Here is a 19,719-nt window from a genome sequence, read left to right as displayed (position 1 = left end):
GCGATGCGTCAGGCCCTGGAAAACCCCTTCTACTATCTCGACAACTTTCAGCAGGTCCTGGCCTGGGTGGACCAGCATCATGGCGACCTGCTGGACGACGCCGAACGCGCCTTCATCGGGCGTTTCGCCCAGTTACCGCAGGCGTCCCAGGCATTGCTGGTGCGCATGGTGATGCGCAAGGGCGCGCTGTTCCGCGCCAGCAAACTGCACTACGGGGAGATCGGCTGTCCACGTCGGGCGGCAGCGCCATTGATCGAGCAGGGCTGGATCGATTCCGAGCGTGAGCTGACGCTGGAACAGCTGTTCGGCCTGCTGACCAAGGGCGAACTGCTGCAGCTGTTCGGCACCACGAACTCGGCCGGCCTGCGCAAGGCCGAGCTGTTCGAAAGGCTGCGCGCCGACCATGACCTGGCCAAGCCCTTCGGGCAATGGTGGGCGGGCTCCGAGGACGCGGTGTACAGCCTGTGCATCGACGAACTCTGCGAGCGGCTGCGCCTGCTGTTCTTCGGCAATATCCATCAGGACTGGTCGGAGTTCGTGCTGGCTGATCTGGGCGTTTATCGCTACGAGCAGGTGTCCTTTTCCCCCGCCTCACGAGCGTTCAGTTCGCGTGCCGAGCTGGACGCCTACCTGCATCTGCATCGCTGTCGCGAGCGCTTCGATGCCGGCGAGCCGCCGGCGGAGATCCTGGCGGCTGTACCGGCCGTGCCGTTCGGCAATGCCTGGCTGGAAAGCCGCCGCGGCAAACTGCTGCTGCGCATCGGCCAGCAGTTCGAGCGGCTCGGCGAGCTCGACGAGGCCTTGCGCTTGCACGCGTCCAACGGCTATCCCGGTGCGCGTGAGCGGGCAATTCGTGTATTGGAGCGCGGCGGCCAGCCAGCGGCGGCGCTGGATCTGTTACTTCAGGCCCGGGCCGCGCCGGAAAGCGAACATGAAGTGCAGCAGCTGCAGCGCATCCTGCCACGCCTGCAACGCAGCCTAGGCATCCCGACCGAACGTGCTCGCAGCCGCAAGCCGGAACAGCTCGATCTGGTCCTGCCGAGGCCTACCTGCAGCGTCGAGCAGGCGGTGCGCGAGCATCTGACGAGGCCGGATGCGCCGGTGTATTACGTGGAGAACGCCCTGGTCGGCTCGCTGTTCGGCCTGCTCTGCTGGGACGCGATCTTCGCGCCGTTGCCGGGCGCGTTCTTTCACCCGTTCCACTGGGCGCCGGCCGACCTGAACCGCGCGGACTTCCATCAGCGCCGCGCCGATCTGTTCGCCGCCTGCCTGGCCTGCCTCGACAGCGACGACTACCGTGACTGCATCTGGCGCACCTTCCAGGCGAAACTCGGCATCCATAACGCGTTCGTCGCCTGGGGCCTGCTCGACGAACAACTGTTGGCGCAGGCACTGGACTGCATTCCCGCCGCGCACCTGAAGCTGCTGTTCCAGCGCATCCTGGTGGACATCACTGGCAATCGCACCGGCCTGCCGGACCTGATCCAGCTGTGGCCGGAAGCGCGCCGCTATCGCATGATCGAAGTGAAGGGCCCAGGCGATCGCCTGCAGGACAACCAGAAGCGCTGGATCGACTACGCCCATCAGCACGGTTTGCCCATTGCGGTCTGCCATGTCCAGTGGGCCGAGGCCATGGCGTGAGCTATCGGGTCGCGGTGCGCGCGCTCTGCGAATTCACCGCCAAGGTCGGCGATCTGGATCTGCGCTTCACGCCCTCGCCCACCGCGCTGGAAGGCATCGCCGGGCACGCACAGGTCACCGCCAGGCGTGGCGACGGCTACGAGCGCGAGATCGCCCTGGAGGGGCAATACGGGCAACTGAGCGTGCGCGGCCGTGCCGATGGCTACGACCCGGCGCGCAATCGCCTGGAAGAGATCAAGACCTTTCGCGGCGACCTGGAACGCCAGCCCGCCAATCATCGCCAGTTGCACTGGGCGCAGGCGAAGATCTATGGCTGGCTGCTGTGTCAGACACGCGGGCTCGATGAACTCGAACTGGCACTGGTCTATTTCGACGTCACCAGCCACAAGGAAACGCTGTTCGTCGAGCGTCACACCGCAGCACAGCTGCGCGTGTTCTTCGAGACCCAGTGTCAGGCGTTCATCGATTGGGCCGCACAGGAAATGGCCCACCGCGCTGCGCGCGACCAGGCACTTTCCGCCCTGCGCTTTCCCCACGACGAATTTCGTACCGGCCAGCGGCAACTGGCCGAGGCGGTGTACAAGGCTGCCTGCACGGGCACCACGCTCATGGCGCAGGCGCCAACCGGCATCGGCAAGACGCTTGGCACCCTGTTCCCGCAGCTCAAGGCATTTCCGGGGCAGCGGCTGGACAAGCTGTTCTTTCTCGCTGCCAAGACGTCCGGTCGACGCCTGGCACTGGATGCGTTGCAGACGCTGCAACGCAACGCCAAACATGGACTGCGGGTACTGGAGCTGGTGGCGCGCGAAAAGACCTGCGAACACCCGGACAAGGCCTGTCACGGCGAATCCTGCCCGCTCGCCCGCGGCTTCTACGACCGCCTCCCCGCGGCGCGGGCCGCTGCGCTGGGGCAGGCCCTGCTCGACCAGGCTGCCCTGCGCGAAGTGGCGCTTGCCCATCAGGTCTGTCCCTATTACCTCAGCCAGGAGCTGGCTCGCTGGGCGGACGTGGTGGTCGGTGACTACAACTACTACTTCGATAGCAGCGCCCTCCTCCACGGCCTGACGCTCAACAACGACTGGCGTATCAGCGTGCTGGTGGATGAAGCGCACAATCTGCTCGATCGCGCACGCGGCATGTACAGCGCCGAGCTCGATCAGCGCGCCTTCGCCGGCCTCGCCAGCCAGGCGCCGGCACCCTTGAAGCGGCCGCTGGGGCGCGTGCAGCGCTGCTGGAACGACCTGCATCGCGAGCAGCTGGCGGACTACCAGGTGCAACCGGAGTTGCCGCTCAAGCTGCTGGGCGCGCTGCAGCAGGCTGTCAGCGCCATCACCGACTATCTGGGCGAGCAACCCGCAGGGCTGAATGCGGAGCTGCAACGGGCCTATTTCGATGCCATGCATTTCTGCCGTGTCGCCGAGCTGTTCGGTAAACACTCGCTGTTCGACATCAGCCTGTTGCCGGCGACTGCTCGCAACAAGGCCCGTCGTTCGATCCTTTGCCTGCGCAATGTGGTTCCCGCCCCCTTTCTGGCTCCCCGCCTGGCGCAGGCGCGTTCCAGTGTGCTGTTCTCCGCCACGCTGAGCCCGCGCAGATTCCATGCCGACATGCTGGGCCTGCCCGCCGCCAGCGCCTGGATCGATGTCGAGTCGCCGTTCCAGAGCCGGCAGCTGCGGGTCTGCCTGGCTGAACATGTCTCGACCCGCTACCAGCATCGGCAGGCCTCGCTGGGCGCCGTGGTCGAACTGATCGCAAGTCAGTACCGCGAGCGTCCCGGCAACTACCTGGCCTTCTTCAGCAGCTTCGATTACCTGCAACAGGTCGCCGCGCTGCTGCGCGAGCAATGCCCGGACGTACCCTTCTGGGAGCAGACCCGCGGCATGCAGGAAGCGGCGCGCAATGTCTTTCTCGATCGCTTTACCGAACACAGCGAAGGAATCGGTTTCGCTGTGCTTGGCGGCGCATTCGCCGAAGGTATCGACCTGCCTGGCCGCCGCCTGATCGGTGCATTCGTCGCGACCCTTGGCCTGCCGCAGGTCAACCCGGTCAACGAACAATTCAAGATACGGCTCGACGAGCTGTTCGGGCGCGGCCACGGGTACGACTACACCTATCTCTACCCTGGTTTGCAAAAGGTCGTGCAGGCCGCCGGCCGAGTGATCCGCACCCAGCAGGACGAGGGCGTTGTGCATCTGATCGACGACCGTTTTGGCCGTCCGCAGGTGCGTCGCCTGTTGCCCGGGTGGTGGGCCTTGTCTGGCAGTTCTGGTGGCTGAACGCCGGTCGTTCGGGTTGCGTGGGCGTCGGAGGCTGGTTATAGTCCTGCGCCGCCGATTCCCCATCGGCACGCTGCGACGCAGCCTCCGCCCGGATGGCGAAATTGGTATACGCAAGAGACTTAAAATCTCTCATCCGAAAGGGTATGCGGGTTCGACCCCCGCTCCGGGCACCAAACTTCCGTTGGTTCCAGCAACTGGCGCCGGCGCAGCCCATTCGAATATCCCTCCTGTATATCCCATCAGCCGCTCAAAGATCGGATGCGCTCGATTGTGCGTACTTCAAGCCGTTCACGTTTGTTGGGCGTTAAGTTGCGGGCAATATCGGCGCCTCTATAAATCTGCAGAATAAATTTGTGCTAATCTGTATCTACAGAAACAAACTGTCGGAACCATTGCCATGTCAGCCACCCTTCAAGTAGCCGCTTTTTCCAAGGATCAATGCACAACCGGATTGCGCGCTGCGGTGAATATTCTGGACAAATGGCAGGCCACGACTGAACAGGCCTGTCGGATTCTGCGTATTTCCCGCAGCACTCATGCGCGCGCCAAGTTGCGTAATGCCGACTGGTCGGTGAGCCTGGATCCGGATCAGATGCAGCGCATCAGTTTCATCCTCAATATCCACGCCGCTCTGCGACTGATTTTCGATAATCCGGAGAACACCTACGGTTTCCCTGGAATGCCCAATCACAACGAGTTCTTCAACGGCCGTTCACCGCTGGAGGTCATGGCGCAGGGCGACATGATTTCGCTGTACGAGACATTCCGGCGGATCGACAGTCTGCGGGGCGCGCAGTGGTAGTGCCGAAGCGGCTGCCGGTTCGGCCGCCGGCGAAGCTGCAGGCGTATCGGTTGGTGAACTCGAAGTTTCCGCCCATCGAGCTGTTCGATGACGTGGCCGACGCCGATGAGTTCGACATGCTTTATCAGCTCCAGGCCCTGACGAACCCGCGCCTGCACAACGAGACCGGCCGACTCGAGCTGATTCCCCGCGACGAGATCCCGTTCGGCATTCCCGGCTGCTCCTATGCCACCGCTCCGTTCACCCATGTGAATCCCTCCGGCTCGCGTTTCAGCGATGGCAGCTACGGCGTGCTCTACCTGGCCGACAGTATGGAAACGGCCCTGGCCGAGGTGCGTCATCACCAGGAGCTGTACTGGTCCGGGGTGGTGGGCCTGAACTTCGAGCGCTTCGTCTTTCGCGGATTGTCGTGCCAGTTCGACGAGGCAGGCCTGCTGGATGCCACGACCGTCGCGCTGACCGACCCGATCTACGATCCGAACGACTATTCCGCGGCGCGCCAGTTCGGTCGCCAGCTCCGGCAGGCGGGCTTTGCAGGTCTGCGCTACCGCTCGGTGCGCAAGCCTGGCCAGCATTGCTGGGCGCTCATGACGCCGCGCCATGTGCTCTCCATTGTCCAGACCGCCCATTACGAGATGATCTGGAACGCCGGCATTACCAGTGTCAGCGCCATCGGCGAGGTTTCGCCGTAGGCCCACCCCGGCGCCGCTCGTCCGCACGTGCGGCACTGCCAACCAGCTGTAACAAACGCCGCGCATCCTTTGCTCAAGGACTCCCCCACGGCGCACGGACGCTCCCCCGAACAGACGATGTGAGGACGCGACGATGAGCAAGCGATCACTCGAAGAACTGGTAACCCGTTCGGATATCAGCGCACTGCAGCCGATGGCGCACTGGCGTCGTGGTCGTCGCAGCGGGCAGGAAAAAACGGGGCCGAACGCTGCGGCGCTGATCCAGCGTGCCGCGACCGATATCGGCATGTTGAAAGCTGCCATTGCGCATTAAGCGAAACGCTAACTTCTGAGCCAGATGCAGCCCCGAAGCGGGCTGCAATGCCCGCGGCAGAGCATTTTTTCAGCCTTGACTGCTGTCAATGGCAAAAATAGAAAGAAGCCTATCGTTCGCTCCGATGCCAACCAAGGGAGCGACACATGAGAAAGCTGCGCCCACTTCATCTGACACCCTGCCTGCTTAGCGTCGGGCTGTTCTGCAGTCCGGCGATCCTCGCCGGCGAGAACTTCAGCGACCTGTTCACCGATGCCAAGCCGATTCTGGATCTGCGCTATCGCTACGAGCACATCGACCAGGACAACGCGCTGAAACATGCCAATGCGCAGACGCTGCGCACCCGCATCGGCTTCCAGACCGGTCAGTGGTATGGCCTGTCCGCGCTGGTCGAAGCAGACAACGTAAGTCGACTGGGCGACGCGGCGTACAACAGCACGCGCAACGGCCAGACCGACTATTCGACCGTTTCGGACCCCGACGGCAGCGAGATCAATCAGGCGCTGCTGCGGTACGACCATGCACTCGGCAATGCTGTGGTCGGGCGGCAGCGGATCAATCTGGACAATCAACGCTTCGTTGGTGGTGTCGACTGGCGCCAGAACGAGCAGACCTACGACGGCGTGCTGGGCCAGCTACAGCCTGTCGATGAGCTGACGCTGACCTATGCCTACATAGACAACGTCAACACGATCTTCGGCCAGGGCGACAACCGTTTCGACAATCGCGCCAACCCGGCCAATATCGAAGGCCACAGCCATCTGATCAACGCTCGGTACGTCCTCTCGCCGCAGCTGACCGCCACCGCCTACAGTTACCTGCTGGGTCTGGACAACATTGCCAGCGCGCCGAGCGCGGCGCTTGGCACGCTCTCGAGCAAGACTACCGGGCTGCGCCTGAGCGGTGCCGCACGGAGCCTCAGCTACGCCTTCGAATATGCCCGCCAGCAGGACTACGCCGGCAATCCGCAGGAGCTGAGCAGCGAGTACTACCTGGCCGAGCTGGGTTACGCCCTCAAGGGGGCCACGCTTAAAGCGGGCGTGGAGCTCCTGGGTGGCGACTCGGGGCCGGGCAATCGGGCCTTCCAGACGACATTGGCTACCAAGCACGCCTTTCAGGGCTGGGCCGATGCCTTCCAGCTGACGCCTGCGGACGGTGTGCAGGATGTCTATCTCGGCGGCACTCTGCCTTTGTTCGGTGGAACGCTGCAGGCCTGGTACCACGATTTCCGCGCCGAACGCGGCAGCCAGCAATACGGCGAGGAGATCAACGTCGCCTACAGCCATGCCATCCCGCTGGTCAAAGGACTGGTGGCCACCGTCAAGTACGCCGGCTACGACGCCGATGATTACTCGGTGGATACCGAGAAGCTCTGGGCGCAGCTGCAGTACAGCTATTGATCATGTCAGGCGGGCGCTCGGCGCCCGCCCTGCCCTAGCCGTCGTGTCGCGGCAACCACAGAGAGATAAGCGCGGCGAGCACTACGAACAGGGACGACACCCACAGGCAAGCCTGCAGGCCGTAGGCCTGGAACACCCAACCCGAGAGCAGCGTGCCCACCAGCCGCCCCAGGGCGTTGGACATGTAGTAGAAACCCACGTCCAGCGAGACACCGTCCTCCTTGGCGTAGCTGACGATCAGATAGCTGTGCAGCGATGAATTCACCGCGAACAGCACGCCAAACAGCATCAATCCTCCGATCAGCACCCACTGTGGCGACGCAGCCGTCGCCAGCCCGATCGCAATTGCCGCAGGCAATGCCGCCAGCGAAGCTGCCCATAGGCATGCCGCCCGACCATCCGGGACCTTGCCACTGCGTTTGCCGGTGATCGCCGGTGCGACCGACTGGACAATGCCGTAACCGATGATCCAGCACGCAAGGAAGCCGCCGACCATCCAGAAGTCCCAGCCGAAAACCGCGCTCAGATACACCGGCAAGGCCACCACGAACCACACGTCTCGCGCGCCGAACAGGAACAGGCGCGCCGCGGACAACACATTGATCGCGCGACTCTTGGACAGGATGTCGCGAAACTTGGGCTTGGCCTTGGCCTTGCCGAGATCCTTCTTCAGCAGCACCAGGCTGGCCAGCCAGATCAGCGCCAGCACGGCAGCCATCGCCAGCACCGCGCCGGCGAATCCCAGCAGACTGAGCAGCGCGCCGCCGAGAAAGAAGCCCACGCCCTTGAGCGCGTTCTTCGAGCCAGTGAGGATGGCGACCCACTTGTAGAGCGTGCCCTGCTGGCTGTCCGTCACTAGAAGCTTGATCGAGCTCTTGGCGGACATCTTGTTCAGGTCCTTGGCGATGCCGGACAGCGCCTGCGCGCCCATTACCCAGGGTACCGTCAGCCAGGCGGCCGGTACCGTGAGCATCAGCAGGGCCACGACCTGCAACGCCAAGCCGAGGTTCATCGTCCGGTTCAGGCCAAGCCGCGCGCCGAGGTAGCCGCCGACCAGATTGGTGACGACGCCGAATATTTCGTAGAACAGGAACAGGGCGGCGATCTGCAAGGGCGAGTAGCCCAGCGCATGGAAGTGCAGCACCACCAGCATGCGCAGCGCGCCGTCGGTGAGGGTGAAGGCCCAGTAGTTACCGGTTACCACCAGGTACTGGCGGACTTCCGGTGCGAGACGTTGCAGAGCATGCATGGCGGCGGCTCATAAATATGTACGGATCACTGATAAACGCGCGAACCCGCTCGGCCCACCTCAGACGCCGGGCTGAATGGTGGGCTGAAGCCCACCCTACGGGATGTACGCCCTAGCAAATGTCAGCTAGCCCAACCTTGCGCGCCAGTTCCACGGTGCGGTTGGCATAGCCCCACTCGTTGTCGTACCACGCGTAGATCTTCACCTGCGTGCCGTTGACCACCATGGTCGACAGCGCATCGATGATCGACGAGCGCGGGTCGGTGCGGTAATCGATGGAAACCAGCGGCCGCTCCTCGTAGCCGAGAATGCCCTTGAGCTCGCCCTCCGCTGCAGCCTGCAGCAACCGGTTCACCTCTGCTACATCGGTGCTGCGCTCCACCTCGAACACGCAGTCGGTGAGCGAGGCATTGGCCAGCGGCACGCGCACGGCATGGCCGTTCAGCTTGCCGCGCAGCTCGGGAAATATCTCGGCGATCGCCGTGGCCGAGCCGGTGGTGGTGGGAATCAGGCTCATGCCCGAGGCGCGGGCGCGGCGCAGATCCTTGTGCGGCTGATCAAGAATGCTCTGCGTGTTGGTCAGGTCATGGATGGTGGTGATCGAACCGTGGCGGATGCCCAGCTGCTCATGGATAACCTTGACCACCGGTGCCAGGCAGTTGGTGGTGCAGGACGCCGCGGTGACGATGCGGTGCTGCGCCGGATCGTACAGGCCGTCATTGACGCCCATGACGAAGTTCAGCGCGCCCGCCTCCTTCACCGGCGCGCTGACCACCACGCGCTTGACCCCCTGCTCCAGATACTGCTGCAGCACCGCAACGGTCTTCATCTTGCCGCTCGCCTCGATGACCAGATCGCAGCCCGACCAATCGGTGTCGGCGATCGCCTTGTTGGCGCTGACCTTCACCCGCTGGCCGTTGATGACCAGGCAGTCGCCGTCGGCGCTCGCCTCGTGCTGCCAGCGGCCATGCACGGAGTCGAAATTAAGCAGGTGCGCATGGGTCGCTGCATCGCCGGCCGGATCGTTGATCTGCACGAAGTCCAGCTCCGGCCAATCCCAGGCCGCCCGCAGGGCCAGGCGGCCGATGCGGCCGAAACCGTTGATGCCTACTTTTATGCTCATGGATGACTCGCTCCTGAAATGATGGATCAGAGATTGCGCGGCGCGAACATGATGATCGCCATGCCCAGCAACGCCACGGCGCAGCCGAGCAGGTCCCACCCGGTGGGGCGAACACCGTCGACCACCCACAGCCAGACCAGTGCGACGGCGACGTAAACGCCACCGTAGGCGGCGTAGACCCGTCCGGCGGCGGTGGGGTGCAGTGACAGCAGCCAGGCGAACAGCACCAGGGAAAGCGCCGCCGGAACCAGCAACCAGATACTCTTGCCTTGTTTCAGCCAGAGGTACGGCAGATAACAGCCGACGATCTCCGCTATCGCGGTAATGACGAACAAGCCGAGCGTATTCAGCACGAGAGGCCCGTCATGCGCCGAAGCGTTCGATCCAGCCGACATGCGCCGGATGCTGGATAGCCTTGGGGCGAAGCGCCTGGACGCAGGCGATGGCGGCCGCGCGTGGCACTTCGCGGTCGATCAGGATGCGCGCTGCGATCAGTCCGGTACGACCTGAACCACCCTTGCAGTGAATGGCGACGCGCTTGCCGGCATCCAGCGACTCATGGATCCGAGCTGCCGCCCCTTCCCAGCCCTGGTCGAAGTCCGCCAGCGGCACCTGTTCGTCGGCCACCGGCAGGTGAAACCACTCGAGGTCGCGTTCGGCACAGAGTTGCGGCAGCTGGCTCGCGTCGTTACGAGCCAGCTCTTCGGCGGGCATCAAGGTGATCACTGCTTCGGCACCAGCTGCCTGCAGCGTGGCCAGCGCCTCGTCGAGGCCGCTGCCCTTGCTGCCGGGACACGGCGTGAAGATCAGCTGACCGGCACAGCCGGGTACATCGAGGATGTCGTAGGGATGGGACACGCGGGCGATTCCTGGAAGTCAGATTGAGCGTTGATTGACGCGACGGGACAGCGCTTCGGCCGACTCCTTGCGCTCCGAATAACGGTCGACCAGGTAATCGGCGCGACCGCGTACCAGCAGGGTGAACTTGATCAGCTCCTCCATCACATCCACCACGCGGTCGTAATAGGCCGAGGGCTTCATCCGCCCTGCCTCGTCGAACTCGAGATAGGCCTTGGCCACTGAGGACTGGTTGGGGATGGTGAGCATGCGCATCCAGCGACCCAGCACGCGCATCTGATTGAGCGCATTGAATGACTGCGAGCCGCCGCTGACCTGCATGATCGCCAGCGTCTTGCCCTGAGTCGGGCGCAGCGCGCCCATGGCCAGCGGCACCCAGTCGATCTGGGCCTTGAACACTGCGCTCATCGAGCCATGCCGTTCCGGCGAGCACCACACCTGCCCCTCCGACCACTGCATCAGATCGCGCAGTTCCTGGACCTTCGGATGGCTGTCAGGCGCATCGTCTGGCAGTGGCAGCCCTGCCGGATGAAAGATGCGCGTCTCGGCACCGAAACGCTCCAGCAGCCGCGCCGCTTCCTGTACCAGCAGACGACTGTAGGAGCGCTCCCGGTTGGAGCCATAGAGCAGCAGAATGCGCGGCTTGTGCGCAGGCCCGTCTGGGAGGCCCAGCTTGGCGAGATCCGGTAGATCGAGCAGCGCTGGATCGATATTGGGTAGGTCGTCGTGCATGGGGTAATCCTGAAAGTTGTGGCGAGAGAACGATGCGATTCAGCCACACACCGTCGCCCGCTCGGGACGATTGCGCATGCGCTCCAGACGCTGCACGTTGTCGCTCAGCCAGTTCTTGTTGGCCGCCAGAATCGGTTGCAGCATGTCCGTGACCCAGTCAGGCAGATGCGGATGGAGACGGTAATAGACCCACTGGCCCTGACGGCGATCTTCCAGCATGCCGCAGCTGCGCAGCATCGCCAGGTGACGGGAAATTTTCGGCTGGCTTTCATCCAGCGCGCAGGTCAGCTCGCACACGCACAACTCGCCTTCGCGGGCGATGAGCAAGGCGATGCGCACGCGAGTCTCGTCAGCCAGGCATTTGAATACGGTGGTAGGTGTCAGGTGCTCGATCACGAAAATACCCTTCTGACGCTTGCCGATCGATTGATGATCGCGAAACGTATACGTCAGCGAATATATTGCTTAACGCATATACGAGTAAAGCGCAGGTTAGTCGCTCAGGTGCTTCAAGCACCCTTGGCGTGGCGAATTTGCTCGGCGTAATGAAACCCGCGTATATTCCGCAGAGCGTATATAAGGCGAACCGAATGTCTTGGATGAGAGTCTGCTGATGTCAGCCCCACATGTGCTCGATGTGATCATCATCGGCGCCGGGCAGTCGGCCCTGGCGACCGCGTACTTCATGCGGCGTACGGCGCTTTCCTACCTGCTGCTGGACGATCAACCCGCCCCGGGTGGCGCCTGGCTCCACGCCTGGAATTCGTTGAGGCTGTTCTCACCGGCGGCCTGGAGTTCGATCGCCGGCTGGCCGATGCCCACCCCCGTCGAACCGGGCAATCCGTCGCGCGACGATGTGATCGACTACCTGCATCGCTACGAGACCCGCTACAGCTTTCCCATTCAGCGCCCGGTTCATGTCGATGCGATCAGGCGCGTAGACGATTTATGGCAGGTTCAGGCCGGTGATCGGCGCTGGCTGGCCCGGGCAGTGATCAGTGCGACCGGCACCTGGAGCAAGCCTTTCATTCCGGACTATCCGGGGCGCGAGGCGTTTCAGGGGCTGCAATTGCATTCAGCGTACTACCGGGACCCTGCGCCCTTTTCCGGCAAGCGCGTGATGGTGGTCGGCGGCGGCAATTCAGCCGCGCAGATCCTGGCGGAACTCTCGAAGGTCGGCGAAACCATATGGGTCACTCAGGACCCGCCGGCATTCCTTCCCGATGAGGTCGATGGTCGCGTGCTGTTCGAGCGTGCGACCGCGCGCTGGAAGGCCCAGCAGGAGGGCCGCAGCATCGATGACCTGCCCGGAGGCTTCGGCGATATCGTCATGGTGCCCTCGGTGCTCGACGCGCGGGAACGTGGCGTGCTGGTAGCGCAACCGCCGTTTGTGCGCTTGCACGAAACTGCCGTCGAATGGGCGGACGGCCGTCAGACTCGCCTCGATGCAGTGGTCTGGTGCACCGGCTTTCGCCCGGCGCTCGATCATCTTCACCCGTGCGGGCTGGTGGAGGCCGACGGCAAGGTGCAGGTCGCAGGGACCCGAGCCGTGAAACAGCCCAATCTCTGGCTGGTCGGCTACGGCGAGTGGACCGGCACGGCATCTGCCACGCTGATCGGCGTCACGCGCAGCGCCCGAAGTACGGTTGACGAAGTGGTCGAAGCGCTGTCCGTGGAATCCCGCTAGCGCGCCGATATAACCCACCAGCCGATATAACCCACCAACTACAGATAGAAAGGTACGGTTCCAGATGTCCACTCAATGCGAAGTGACCAGCAAGCAGACCGGGGCGCCACTGGGCTTCTTCGAGCGTTACCTCACCCTCTGGGTATTCCTCTGCATCATTGCCGGCACGCTGCTCGGGCTTGGCATGCCCGCGGCGGCACAGGCCGTGGGCGCCCTGGAAGTGGCCCACGTGAACATCCCGGTCGGCCTGCTGATCTGGGTGATGATCATCCCCATGTTGATGAAGATCGACTTCTCCGCCCTGCGGGAGGTCTACGCGCAGCGGGCGAGCATGGGCATCACGCTCTTCGTCAACTGGGCCATCAAGCCGTTCACCATGGCGCTGCTGGGCTGGCTGTTCATCAAACAGGTCTTCGCGCCCTGGCTGCCGGCCGCCGAACTGGACAGTTACATGGCCGGTTTGATCCTGCTGGGCGCGGCGCCCTGCACCGCAATGGTCTTCGTATGGAGCAACCTCTGTAACGGCAACGCCAACTTCACCCTGACCCAGGTCGCACTGAACGATGTGGTGATGGTGTTCGCCTTCGCCCCGATCGTCGCCCTGCTGCTCGGTGTGTCTTCGATTCCAGTTCCCTGGGACACGCTGCTGCTCTCGGTAGTGATGTACATCGTCATCCCGCTGGCGATCGCCCAGATAGTTCGCGCACGCCTGCTCAAGCGCGGCGAAGAGGCACTCCAGGCCGCCCTGGCAAGAGCGCAACCATTCTCCATCGTTGCGCTGCTGGCCACCCTGGTGCTGTTGTTCTCCTTCCAGGGCGAGGCCATCGTCGCCCAGCCGCTGATCATCGCCATGCTGGCCGTGCCCATCCTGCTGCAGACGCTGCTGATCGCCGGGCTGGGCTATTGGCTCAATCGCCGCTTCCAGGTGCGCCACGATGTGGCCGGGCCGTCGGCCATGATCGGCGCCTCGAATTTCTTCGAGCTGGCGGTGGCCGTCGCCATCGTGCTCTACGGTTTCAATTCCGGTGCCGCACTGGCCACGGTGGTCGGCGTGCTGATCGAGGTACCGGTGATGCTCTGGCTGGTGCGCAGCGTCAATCGCAGCCGCGACTGGTACAACCGCGCGCTTACGGCTAACCGAACATAGCCCTGCGCTTGACGCGGATCAGCCTCGCCTCACGCCAGCCAACTACCATGGTCGTGACTACCCAGCAGGACCATGGTCATGGACAGCTCCGCGCCCGAGCGATCGGCTCCTTCGGCTGACGCCTCCCCTTCGCTGTGGAAACACCTGGCGCGTTTCTGGCGCGACCGCCCTGGCGAGGCCAAGGTGCTGCTTGGCATGTCTGCCGCATTTCTGCTGATCTTCTTTCTGCCGCTGGGGCAGCCTCGCTTCGAGAATGCCGTACTCGAAGGCCTTCGCTTGACCCAGTGGTACGCCCGCGAGCACGTCATCCTTTGCCTGTTGCCGGCCTTCGTCATCGCTGGCGCGATGGCCGTTTATATCAGCCAGGGCGCGGTGATGAAGCACCTCGGCCCGGCCTCGCCCAAGCCGATCGCCTTCGGCGTAGCCTCGGTCGCCGGCACGCTGCTGGCGGTGTGTTCCTGTACCGTACTGCCGCTGTTCGGCGGCATCTACAAGCGCGGGGCTGGGCTCGGCGCAGCCATCGCCTTTCTCTACTCGGGGCCGGCGATCAACGTCATGGCCATCGTGGTGACGGCCAAGGTGCTTGGCGCCGAGATGGGTATCGCCCGGGCTGTCGGTGCCATCCTCTTTGCCCTGGTCATCGGTGCGATCATGCACCTGCTCTACCGTCACGAAGAAGCTGCCCGCGCCGCCAAGGGCGCCCGCGGTTTCACCGCCGACGACAGCAGCCATCCGCTCGGCGACATCGTCGCCCTGTTCAGCCTGATGATCGGCATCTTGGTGTTCGCCAACTGGGCCAGGGCGGAAAGCCCGGCGTGGATGCTCGTTTACGCCTGGAAGTGGCCGATCACCGCAGCGCTCGCCATCCTGCTGGCGGCGCTGTTGGTACGCCGTTGGCGCTGGTCGCTCAAACCGCTGCTGGTCGTCGCCGGGTTGGTCGCTGCAAGCGTCCTGCTCCGGCCCGAATGGCCGGAACTGGCGATGGTCATCGGTATCGGCGGGCTGATGCTGCAGGCCAGCCGTGAGAACGCTGCCGGACAGGAGTGGGTCGGGCAGAGCTGGGACTTCACCAAACAGATCATGCCGCTGCTGCTGGGTGGTGTGATGGTCGCTGGCTTGCTGCTCGGCCGCCCCGGCCATGAAGGGTTGATCCCCAGTCAATGGGTGGTCTGGGCAGTGGGTGACAACAGCTTCGCCTCCACCCTGCTCGCTTCACTACTGGGCGCCTTCATGTACTTTTCCACGCTGACGGAAGTGCCTATCGTCGAAGGCCTTCTCGGCGCTGGCATGGGCAAGGGCCCGGCACTGGCGATATTGCCCGCCGGCCCTGCGCTGTCCCTGCCGAACATGCTGGTGATTCGCACGGTGCTGGGCACCCAGAAGACGCTGGTGTACTGCACGCTGGTCGTGGTCATGGCCACGCTTAGCGGTTATCTCTATGGCCAACTGATGTGAGGACGACGATGAAACTGACCGTCTACGGCTCCGGCTGCGCCAAGTGCCAGCAACTCACTGCCAATGCCGAAGCGGCGGCACGTCGTCTCGGTCTGGAATATCAGCTCGAGAAAGTCACCGACGTCAACGCGATCATCGATGCCGGGGTCATGCGCACGCCGGCGCTGGCGGTCGATGACGATGTTCTCGTCGAGGGCAAGGTGCCCAGCAGCGACGAACTCCAGCAGCTGCTGGGCTGAACGTAGGAACCGGGCCGGGTTCATCGCTTTTGATGCCCTTAACGGTACGGAACCCTCCTGCGCGGTTCGCGGCCTCATAACCTGAGCCGTCAGGAGAAATGTGAAGTGTCCGATTCAATGACTTACCTGGCCATCGCAGCCGCGGTGGCGCTCATCGCGCTGAACTTGCTGGCGATCATCAGCGTATTCAAAAGCGAGCGAAGCGTGGGCGCAAAGGCACTCTGGGCGATCGGTATCGCCCTCTTCCCAGTGCTGGGCCTGCTGTTCTGGCTGCTGGTTGGCGTTCGCCGCGTCCGCTGATCAGGGCTTCTGACCTAGCAGGTGCAGGGCTCGTCCCAGTACCCGTACCGAATCGGCGTGCTTGCCGGCCTGATGCAGCTGCTCACCTTCGGCACGCAGTTCGCGCACCTGCTGCAGGGTGGTCGCGTCCTTCGGTGGATTGGTCTTGAGCAGTTCGTCGATCTTGGCCATGTCCATGGGGCAATGCATCGCCAGCAGTGGCGAGCTGAACAGAATCGCGAAGGCAAAGGCTGAGAGGCGTCGCATGGCTATTCTCCTGAGCGAGAGGCGCCCATGCAGTATAGATAGCAGCGGCGGAATCGCTTGCTGCCCACTCACTGGCAGTACCGGTAGCCGCGAACTCTGCGACGCAAAAGAAAAAGCCCCAAGCAACGAATTGCTTGGGGCTCTTCAATATGGAGGCCGATGTCGGAATCGAACCGGCGTACACGGATTTGCAATCCGCTGCATAACCACTCTGCCAACCGGCCTCAAAACGAAGGCGCCGCATGATTTCTGCGGCGCGATCTTACAAACTGGAGCGGGAAACGAGACTCGAACTCGCGACCCCGACCTTGGCAAGGTCGTGCTCTACCAACTGAGCTATTCCCGCGTTGTCTTGGTGACGGGCGCCATTCTATACGATCGAAGGCTGCCGTCAACCCTTTGATTAAAAAAGTTTTTATTTCTTTTCCGTAGTGCTCAGGTGCGGCCAGGCAGCCATCAGGTAATTGATCATCGACCACAGCGTCAGCCCTGCCGCGACGATTAGCAATGCGTACCCCACGCCGACCCATATTGTCGGCTGCGGCGGATTGGCCAGCAGGATCACCAGCGCCACCATCTGCGCCGCGGTCTTCCATTTGCCGAGATTCGACACCGCGACCTGCGCACGGGCACCGAGCTCGGCCATCCACTCGCGCAATGCCGAGACGACGATCTCGCGGCCGATGATGATCGCAGCCGGCAGCGTCAGCCAGAGATTGGCGTGCTCCTCAACCAGCAGCACCAGCGCGACCGCCACCATCAGCTTGTCGGCTACGGGATCGAGAAAGGCGCCGAATGGCGTGCTCTGTTCCAGCCGGCGCGCCAAATAGCCATCGAGCCAGTCGGTCAGCGCCGCGATGGTGAACACGGCACTGGCGGCCAGGTAGCTCCAGTAGAACGGCAGATAGAACAGCAGAATGAAGATGGGTATCAGCAGCACGCGCAGAACGGTGAGCAGGTTCGGGATATTCATCGGTACCACTGATCGGCGGAATTCGGGGACAGTTTACTCACTGTGCAGAGCGGCATAAATCGACTCGGCAAGCTTTTTACTGATACCAGGCGCCTTGGCGATCTCGTCGAGGCTGGCCCTGCACAGTTCCTGAAGACCGCCAAAATGCGTGAGCAGTTCGCGACGACGTTTAGGCCCGATGCCCGGAACGTCCTCCAGCGTCGAAGTGCGCCGAGCCTTCCCACGCCGTGCGCGGTGGCCGGTGATAGCGAAGCGATGCGCTTCGTCACGCACCTGCTGGATCAAGTGCAGCGCAGGCGAGTCGGCCGGCAGTGTGAACTCGTGGGCGGCGTCATTCAGATAGAGGGTTTCCAGGCCCGGCTTACGGGTGACGCCCTTGGCCACGCCGAGCAGGATGAGCTCCGGCACGGCCAGCTCCTCCAGTACCTCGCGCGCCATGTTGAGTTGGCCCTTGCCACCGTCGACGAGCAGGATGTCCGGCAGCTTGCCCTCGCCCTCCGCCGCCTTGCGAAAACGCCGCGACAGTGCCTGATGCATTGCCGCATAGTCGTCTCCGGCGGTGACGCCCTCGATGTTGTAGCGGCGATAGTCGGACTTCAGCGGACCCTCCGGCCCGAAGACCACGCAGGACGCCACCGTCGCCTCGCCGCTGGAGTGGCTGATGTCGAAGCACTCCAGGCGCATCGGTGGCTCGTCGAGCTCCAGCGCTTCGGCCAGTGCGTCGAAGCGTGCCGACAGATGCTGACGATTGGCCAGGCGCGCGCCCAACGCTTGTTCTGCGTTGGTCAGCGCCAGTTGCTGCCAGCGTGCCCGCGTCGCGCGTACCCGATGGGTGATGGTCAGCTCGACGCCACGCAGCTCGGAGATGGCGTCGATCAGCGTGGCGAAATCCTCGTGCACTGCATTGACGATCAACTCGCTGGGCAGGTCGCGTTCCGTAGCCCCCAGGTAGTACTGCTCCAGAAAGGCCTGCAGCACCTCGCTGACGCTTTCCTCAATGGCGACCTGCGGAAAGAAGTTCTTGCTGCCCAGCACTCGCCCACCACGCACGGTGATCAAATGCACGCAAGCGCCGCCTGGGCTGACCGCCGCGGCGACGATGTCGACATTGCCCGAACCCCCTTCCATGCTCTGCTGGTCCTGCACGCGGCGCAGGATGCCGATCTGGTCACGGATCTCGGCGGCGCGCTCGAAATCCAGATTCGTCGCCGCCTTTTCCATGTTGCGCGACAGCTCCTCCGCCAGTGCGTTGCTGCGACCTTCGAGGAACATCACCGAGTGACGCACATCTTCGGCGTACTCTTCGGGGTCGACCAGCTTCACGCATGGCGCCTTGCAGCGCTTGATCTGGTATTGCAGGCAGGGCCGGGTGCGGTTGCGGAAATAGCTGTCCTCGCATTGCCGCACGAAGAAGGCCTTTTGCAGCAGGCTCAGGCTTTCGCGGATCGCGCCGGCGCTAGGATAGGGGCCGAAGTAGCGTCCGGGCTCCTTCTTGGCGCCACGATGAATACTCAGTCTTGGAAATTCACCGGCAGAGAGGAACACATAGGGATAGGACTTATCGTCCCGTAGCAGGATGTTGTACGGCGGCCGCCACTGTTTGATCAGCGTCTGCTCGAGCAGCAGCGCCTCGGTTTCGTTGGCGGTGATGGTGGTTTCGACCTGCGCGATCTTGGCCACCAGCGCTGCGGTCTTCGGCGCCTGCCCGGTCTTGCGGAAGTAGCTTGCCAGGCGCTTCTTCAGGTTCTTCGCTTTGCCCACATAGAGCAGCTTGGCCTGCGCATCGAACATGCGATATACGCCCGGCCGGCCGCTGCAGGCGGCCAGGAACGCCGAGGAATCGAAGGCTTCTGTCATCAGTTGACGGTATCGACCATCCCGTGGCGAACCGCCAGCAGGGCCAGCTCGACATCACTGGTGATCGACAGTTTTTCGAAGATGCGATAGCGGTAGGTGTTCACCGTTTTCGGCGACAGGCAGAGCTTGTCGGAAATGTGCTGTACCTTCTGACAGTTGGCAATCATCAGCGCGATCTGTATTTCTCGCTCGGAAAGCAGGTCGAACGGTGACTCACTGAGCTGCGGCTGGAAGGATTTGAGCGCCAGCTGCTGAGCGATCTGCGGGCTGATGTAGCGCTGGCCGCCGAACACCATGCGGATGGCCTGCACCATTTCCTCCAGCGCTGCGCCCTTGGTCAGATAGCCCGCCGCCCCGGCCTGCAGCAGGCGAGTCGGAAACGGATCTTCTTCACAGATGGTCACGGCAATGACCTTCAGGTCCGGGTAGCTGCGCAGCAGCTTGCGGGTCGCCTCCAGACCACCGATGCCCGGCATCTTGACGTCCATCAGCACCACATCGGGCTTGAGCTCTCGAGCCTTGCGGATCGCATCCTCGCCGGAGTCCGCCTGACCGATCACCTGCAGCCCAGAGATGTCCGCCAGCATGCGACTGATGCCTGTGCGAACCAGATCGTGGTCATCGACCACCAGCACCCTAATCAAGCAGACACCTCATTGACCGAATTGAAAGCTGGCTGGCTGCTCGCTTTTTCAGGAGCGCACTCTATCAAAAAAATCATCGACC

21 protein-coding genes and 3 tRNA genes are annotated in these 19,719 nt (G+C 63.2%); 12 read left to right on the top strand and 12 right to left on the bottom strand.

All coding sequences use genetic code 11. The annotated features are described in order from the left end of the window. Positions 1-3: 3 nt before the first annotated feature. The 7 genes from HZR81_RS10035 to HZR81_RS10005 all read left to right on the top strand — a co-directional run bounded on the left by HZR81_RS10035 (position 4) and on the right by HZR81_RS10005 (position 7,127). Positions 4-1,641 (top strand): VRR-NUC domain-containing protein, encoded by a 1,638-nt coding sequence (locus HZR81_RS10035; protein WP_500127998.1) that lies wholly within the window; start codon positions 4-6, stop codon positions 1,639-1,641. Continuing rightward, the gene (locus HZR81_RS10030) at positions 1,638-3,917 is read left to right on the top strand and encodes a helicase C-terminal domain-containing protein (RefSeq protein WP_500127997.1); all 2,280 of its coding nucleotides are present in this window, start codon (positions 1,638-1,640) and stop codon (positions 3,915-3,917) included. The genes HZR81_RS10035 and HZR81_RS10030 overlap by 4 nt, the downstream gene beginning before the upstream one ends. An 89-nt stretch (positions 3,918-4,006) precedes the next feature. After that, positions 4,007-4,093: transfer RNA gene (locus HZR81_RS10025), tRNA-Leu, on the top strand. A 224-nt stretch (positions 4,094-4,317) separates the two neighbouring features. Beyond that, positions 4,318-4,722, top strand: a complete 405-nt coding sequence (locus tag HZR81_RS10020; protein WP_011913238.1) for an antitoxin Xre-like helix-turn-helix domain-containing protein — start codon at positions 4,318-4,320, stop codon at positions 4,720-4,722. Further along, positions 4,722-5,414, top strand: a complete 693-nt coding sequence (locus tag HZR81_RS10015) for an RES family NAD+ phosphorylase (RefSeq protein ID WP_500128008.1) — start codon at positions 4,722-4,724, stop codon at positions 5,412-5,414. Before HZR81_RS10020 ends, HZR81_RS10015 begins: the two co-directional genes overlap by 1 nt. A gap of 133 nt (positions 5,415-5,547) precedes the next feature. Next, the gene (locus tag HZR81_RS10010; protein WP_013982782.1) at positions 5,548-5,727 is read left to right on the top strand and encodes a hypothetical protein; all 180 of its coding nucleotides are present in this window, start codon (positions 5,548-5,550) and stop codon (positions 5,725-5,727) included. Between the two features lie 146 nt (positions 5,728-5,873). Beyond that, positions 5,874-7,127 (top strand): alginate export family protein, encoded by a 1,254-nt coding sequence (locus HZR81_RS10005; RefSeq protein ID WP_474769179.1) that lies wholly within the window; start codon positions 5,874-5,876, stop codon positions 7,125-7,127. Between the two features lie 34 nt (positions 7,128-7,161). On the opposite strand, the gene arsJ is transcribed toward HZR81_RS10005, so the two are convergent. From arsJ to HZR81_RS09975, 6 genes are all read right to left on the bottom strand, one after another. Then, a complete protein-coding gene (arsJ, locus tag HZR81_RS10000) occupies positions 7,162-8,376 on the bottom strand; it encodes an organoarsenical effux MFS transporter ArsJ (protein ID WP_474769178.1) in 1,215 nt (404 codons plus the stop codon). Between the two features lie 112 nt (positions 8,377-8,488). Beyond that, positions 8,489-9,499: an ArsJ-associated glyceraldehyde-3-phosphate dehydrogenase gene (locus HZR81_RS09995; protein WP_500127996.1), complete on the bottom strand. Its 1,011-nt coding sequence runs from the start codon at positions 9,497-9,499 to the stop codon at positions 8,489-8,491. Positions 9,500-9,525: 26 nt separating this feature from the next. Then, on the bottom strand, positions 9,526-9,894 hold the full coding sequence (locus HZR81_RS09990; RefSeq protein ID WP_200599641.1) for a YnfA family protein: 369 nt from the start codon (positions 9,892-9,894) through the stop codon (positions 9,526-9,528). Then, positions 9,863-10,357: a phosphatase domain-containing putative toxin gene (locus HZR81_RS09985; protein ID WP_500127995.1), complete on the bottom strand. Its 495-nt coding sequence runs from the start codon at positions 10,355-10,357 to the stop codon at positions 9,863-9,865. The genes HZR81_RS09990 and HZR81_RS09985 overlap by 32 nt, the downstream gene beginning before the upstream one ends. 18 nt (positions 10,358-10,375) lie before the next feature. Beyond that, the gene (gene arsH, locus HZR81_RS09980) at positions 10,376-11,089 is read right to left on the bottom strand and encodes an arsenical resistance protein ArsH (RefSeq protein WP_019406162.1); all 714 of its coding nucleotides are present in this window, start codon (positions 11,087-11,089) and stop codon (positions 10,376-10,378) included. Between the two features lie 39 nt (positions 11,090-11,128). Continuing rightward, positions 11,129-11,485, bottom strand: coding sequence for a metalloregulator ArsR/SmtB family transcription factor (locus HZR81_RS09975; RefSeq protein WP_011913229.1), 357 nt, complete (start codon positions 11,483-11,485; stop codon positions 11,129-11,131). Between the two features lie 217 nt (positions 11,486-11,702). On the opposite strand from HZR81_RS09975, the gene HZR81_RS09970 reads away from it, so the two are divergent. The 5 genes from HZR81_RS09970 to HZR81_RS09950 all read left to right on the top strand — a co-directional run bounded on the left by HZR81_RS09970 (position 11,703) and on the right by HZR81_RS09950 (position 15,917). Further along, the gene (locus tag HZR81_RS09970) at positions 11,703-12,776 is read left to right on the top strand and encodes an ArsO family NAD(P)H-dependent flavin-containing monooxygenase (RefSeq protein WP_200599644.1); all 1,074 of its coding nucleotides are present in this window, start codon (positions 11,703-11,705) and stop codon (positions 12,774-12,776) included. 64 nt (positions 12,777-12,840) lie between these two features. Then, positions 12,841-13,923 (top strand): ACR3 family arsenite efflux transporter, encoded by a 1,083-nt coding sequence (arsB, locus tag HZR81_RS09965; RefSeq protein ID WP_200599645.1) that lies wholly within the window; start codon positions 12,841-12,843, stop codon positions 13,921-13,923. A 78-nt stretch (positions 13,924-14,001) separates the two neighbouring features. Next, entirely contained in the window at positions 14,002-15,378 is a 1,377-nt protein-coding gene (locus HZR81_RS09960; RefSeq protein WP_500127994.1) for a permease, read from the top strand. Between the two features lie 8 nt (positions 15,379-15,386). Next, positions 15,387-15,617 carry a thioredoxin family protein gene (locus HZR81_RS09955; protein WP_063542970.1) on the top strand — a complete coding sequence of 77 codons (231 nt, stop codon included), beginning with the start codon at positions 15,387-15,389 and terminating at the stop codon, positions 15,615-15,617. Positions 15,618-15,734: 117 nt separating this feature from the next. Beyond that, a complete protein-coding gene (locus HZR81_RS09950; protein WP_017245094.1) occupies positions 15,735-15,917 on the top strand; it encodes a PLDc N-terminal domain-containing protein in 183 nt (60 codons plus the stop codon). Here HZR81_RS09950 and HZR81_RS09945 read toward each other — a convergent pair whose 3' ends face one another. From HZR81_RS09945 to gacA, 6 genes are all read right to left on the bottom strand, one after another. Next, a complete protein-coding gene (locus tag HZR81_RS09945; protein WP_125868870.1) occupies positions 15,918-16,163 on the bottom strand; it encodes a PA2433 domain-containing protein in 246 nt (81 codons plus the stop codon). A 150-nt stretch (positions 16,164-16,313) separates the two neighbouring features. Further along, positions 16,314-16,387 (bottom strand) — tRNA-Cys (locus tag HZR81_RS09940). A 46-nt stretch (positions 16,388-16,433) separates the two neighbouring features. Beyond that, a tRNA-Gly gene (locus HZR81_RS09935) sits at positions 16,434-16,509 on the bottom strand. Between the two features lie 69 nt (positions 16,510-16,578). Then, positions 16,579-17,136, bottom strand: a complete 558-nt coding sequence (gene pgsA / locus HZR81_RS09930) for a CDP-diacylglycerol--glycerol-3-phosphate 3-phosphatidyltransferase (protein WP_125868871.1) — start codon at positions 17,134-17,136, stop codon at positions 16,579-16,581. Between the two features lie 33 nt (positions 17,137-17,169). Then, entirely contained in the window at positions 17,170-18,993 is a 1,824-nt protein-coding gene (gene uvrC, locus HZR81_RS09925; protein ID WP_208218464.1) for an excinuclease ABC subunit UvrC, read from the bottom strand. Beyond that, positions 18,993-19,637: a response regulator transcription factor GacA gene (gene gacA / locus HZR81_RS09920; RefSeq protein WP_003300232.1), complete on the bottom strand. Its 645-nt coding sequence runs from the start codon at positions 19,635-19,637 to the stop codon at positions 18,993-18,995. The genes uvrC and gacA overlap by 1 nt, the downstream gene beginning before the upstream one ends. Positions 19,638-19,719 lie beyond the last annotated feature (82 nt).

It is taken from the genome of Pseudomonas sp. LM13, assembly GCF_041381355.1.
Lineage (GTDB): Bacteria > Pseudomonadota > Gammaproteobacteria > Pseudomonadales > Pseudomonadaceae > Stutzerimonas > Stutzerimonas frequens.
Note: the sequence above shows the minus strand (reverse complement) of the source record. Positions and strands in the feature narration are given on the sequence as shown.

Excerpts from the sequence above, each read along its gene's own strand:
- arsH (WP_019406162.1), bottom strand. The coding sequence starts at position 11,089 with ATGCACGACGACCTACCCAATATCGATCCAGCGCTGCTCGATCTACCG.
- uvrC (WP_208218464.1), bottom strand. The coding sequence starts at position 18,993 with ATGACAGAAGCCTTCGATTCCTCGGCGTTCCTGGCCGCCTGCAGCGGC.
- HZR81_RS09995 (WP_500127996.1), bottom strand. The coding sequence starts at position 9,499 with ATGAGCATAAAAGTAGGCATCAACGGTTTCGGCCGCATCGGCCGCCTG.
- HZR81_RS09955 (WP_063542970.1), top strand. The coding sequence starts at position 15,387 with ATGAAACTGACCGTCTACGGCTCCGGCTGCGCCAAGTGCCAGCAACTC.
- HZR81_RS09945 (WP_125868870.1), bottom strand. The coding sequence starts at position 16,163 with ATGCGACGCCTCTCAGCCTTTGCCTTCGCGATTCTGTTCAGCTCGCCA.
- arsB (WP_200599645.1), top strand. The coding sequence starts at position 12,841 with ATGTCCACTCAATGCGAAGTGACCAGCAAGCAGACCGGGGCGCCACTG.
- arsJ (WP_474769178.1), bottom strand. The coding sequence starts at position 8,376 with ATGCATGCTCTGCAACGTCTCGCACCGGAAGTCCGCCAGTACCTGGTG.
- HZR81_RS10010 (WP_013982782.1), top strand. The coding sequence starts at position 5,548 with ATGAGCAAGCGATCACTCGAAGAACTGGTAACCCGTTCGGATATCAGC.
- HZR81_RS09970 (WP_200599644.1), top strand. The coding sequence starts at position 11,703 with ATGTCAGCCCCACATGTGCTCGATGTGATCATCATCGGCGCCGGGCAG.
- HZR81_RS09960 (WP_500127994.1), top strand. The coding sequence starts at position 14,002 with ATGGACAGCTCCGCGCCCGAGCGATCGGCTCCTTCGGCTGACGCCTCC.
- HZR81_RS09950 (WP_017245094.1), top strand. The coding sequence starts at position 15,735 with ATGACTTACCTGGCCATCGCAGCCGCGGTGGCGCTCATCGCGCTGAAC.
- HZR81_RS10005 (WP_474769179.1), top strand. The coding sequence starts at position 5,874 with ATGAGAAAGCTGCGCCCACTTCATCTGACACCCTGCCTGCTTAGCGTC.
- HZR81_RS10020 (WP_011913238.1), top strand. The coding sequence starts at position 4,318 with ATGTCAGCCACCCTTCAAGTAGCCGCTTTTTCCAAGGATCAATGCACA.
- HZR81_RS09990 (WP_200599641.1), bottom strand. The coding sequence starts at position 9,894 with ATGTCGGCTGGATCGAACGCTTCGGCGCATGACGGGCCTCTCGTGCTG.
- pgsA (WP_125868871.1), bottom strand. The coding sequence starts at position 17,136 with ATGAATATCCCGAACCTGCTCACCGTTCTGCGCGTGCTGCTGATACCC.
- HZR81_RS10035 (WP_500127998.1), top strand. The coding sequence starts at position 4 with ATGCGTCAGGCCCTGGAAAACCCCTTCTACTATCTCGACAACTTTCAG.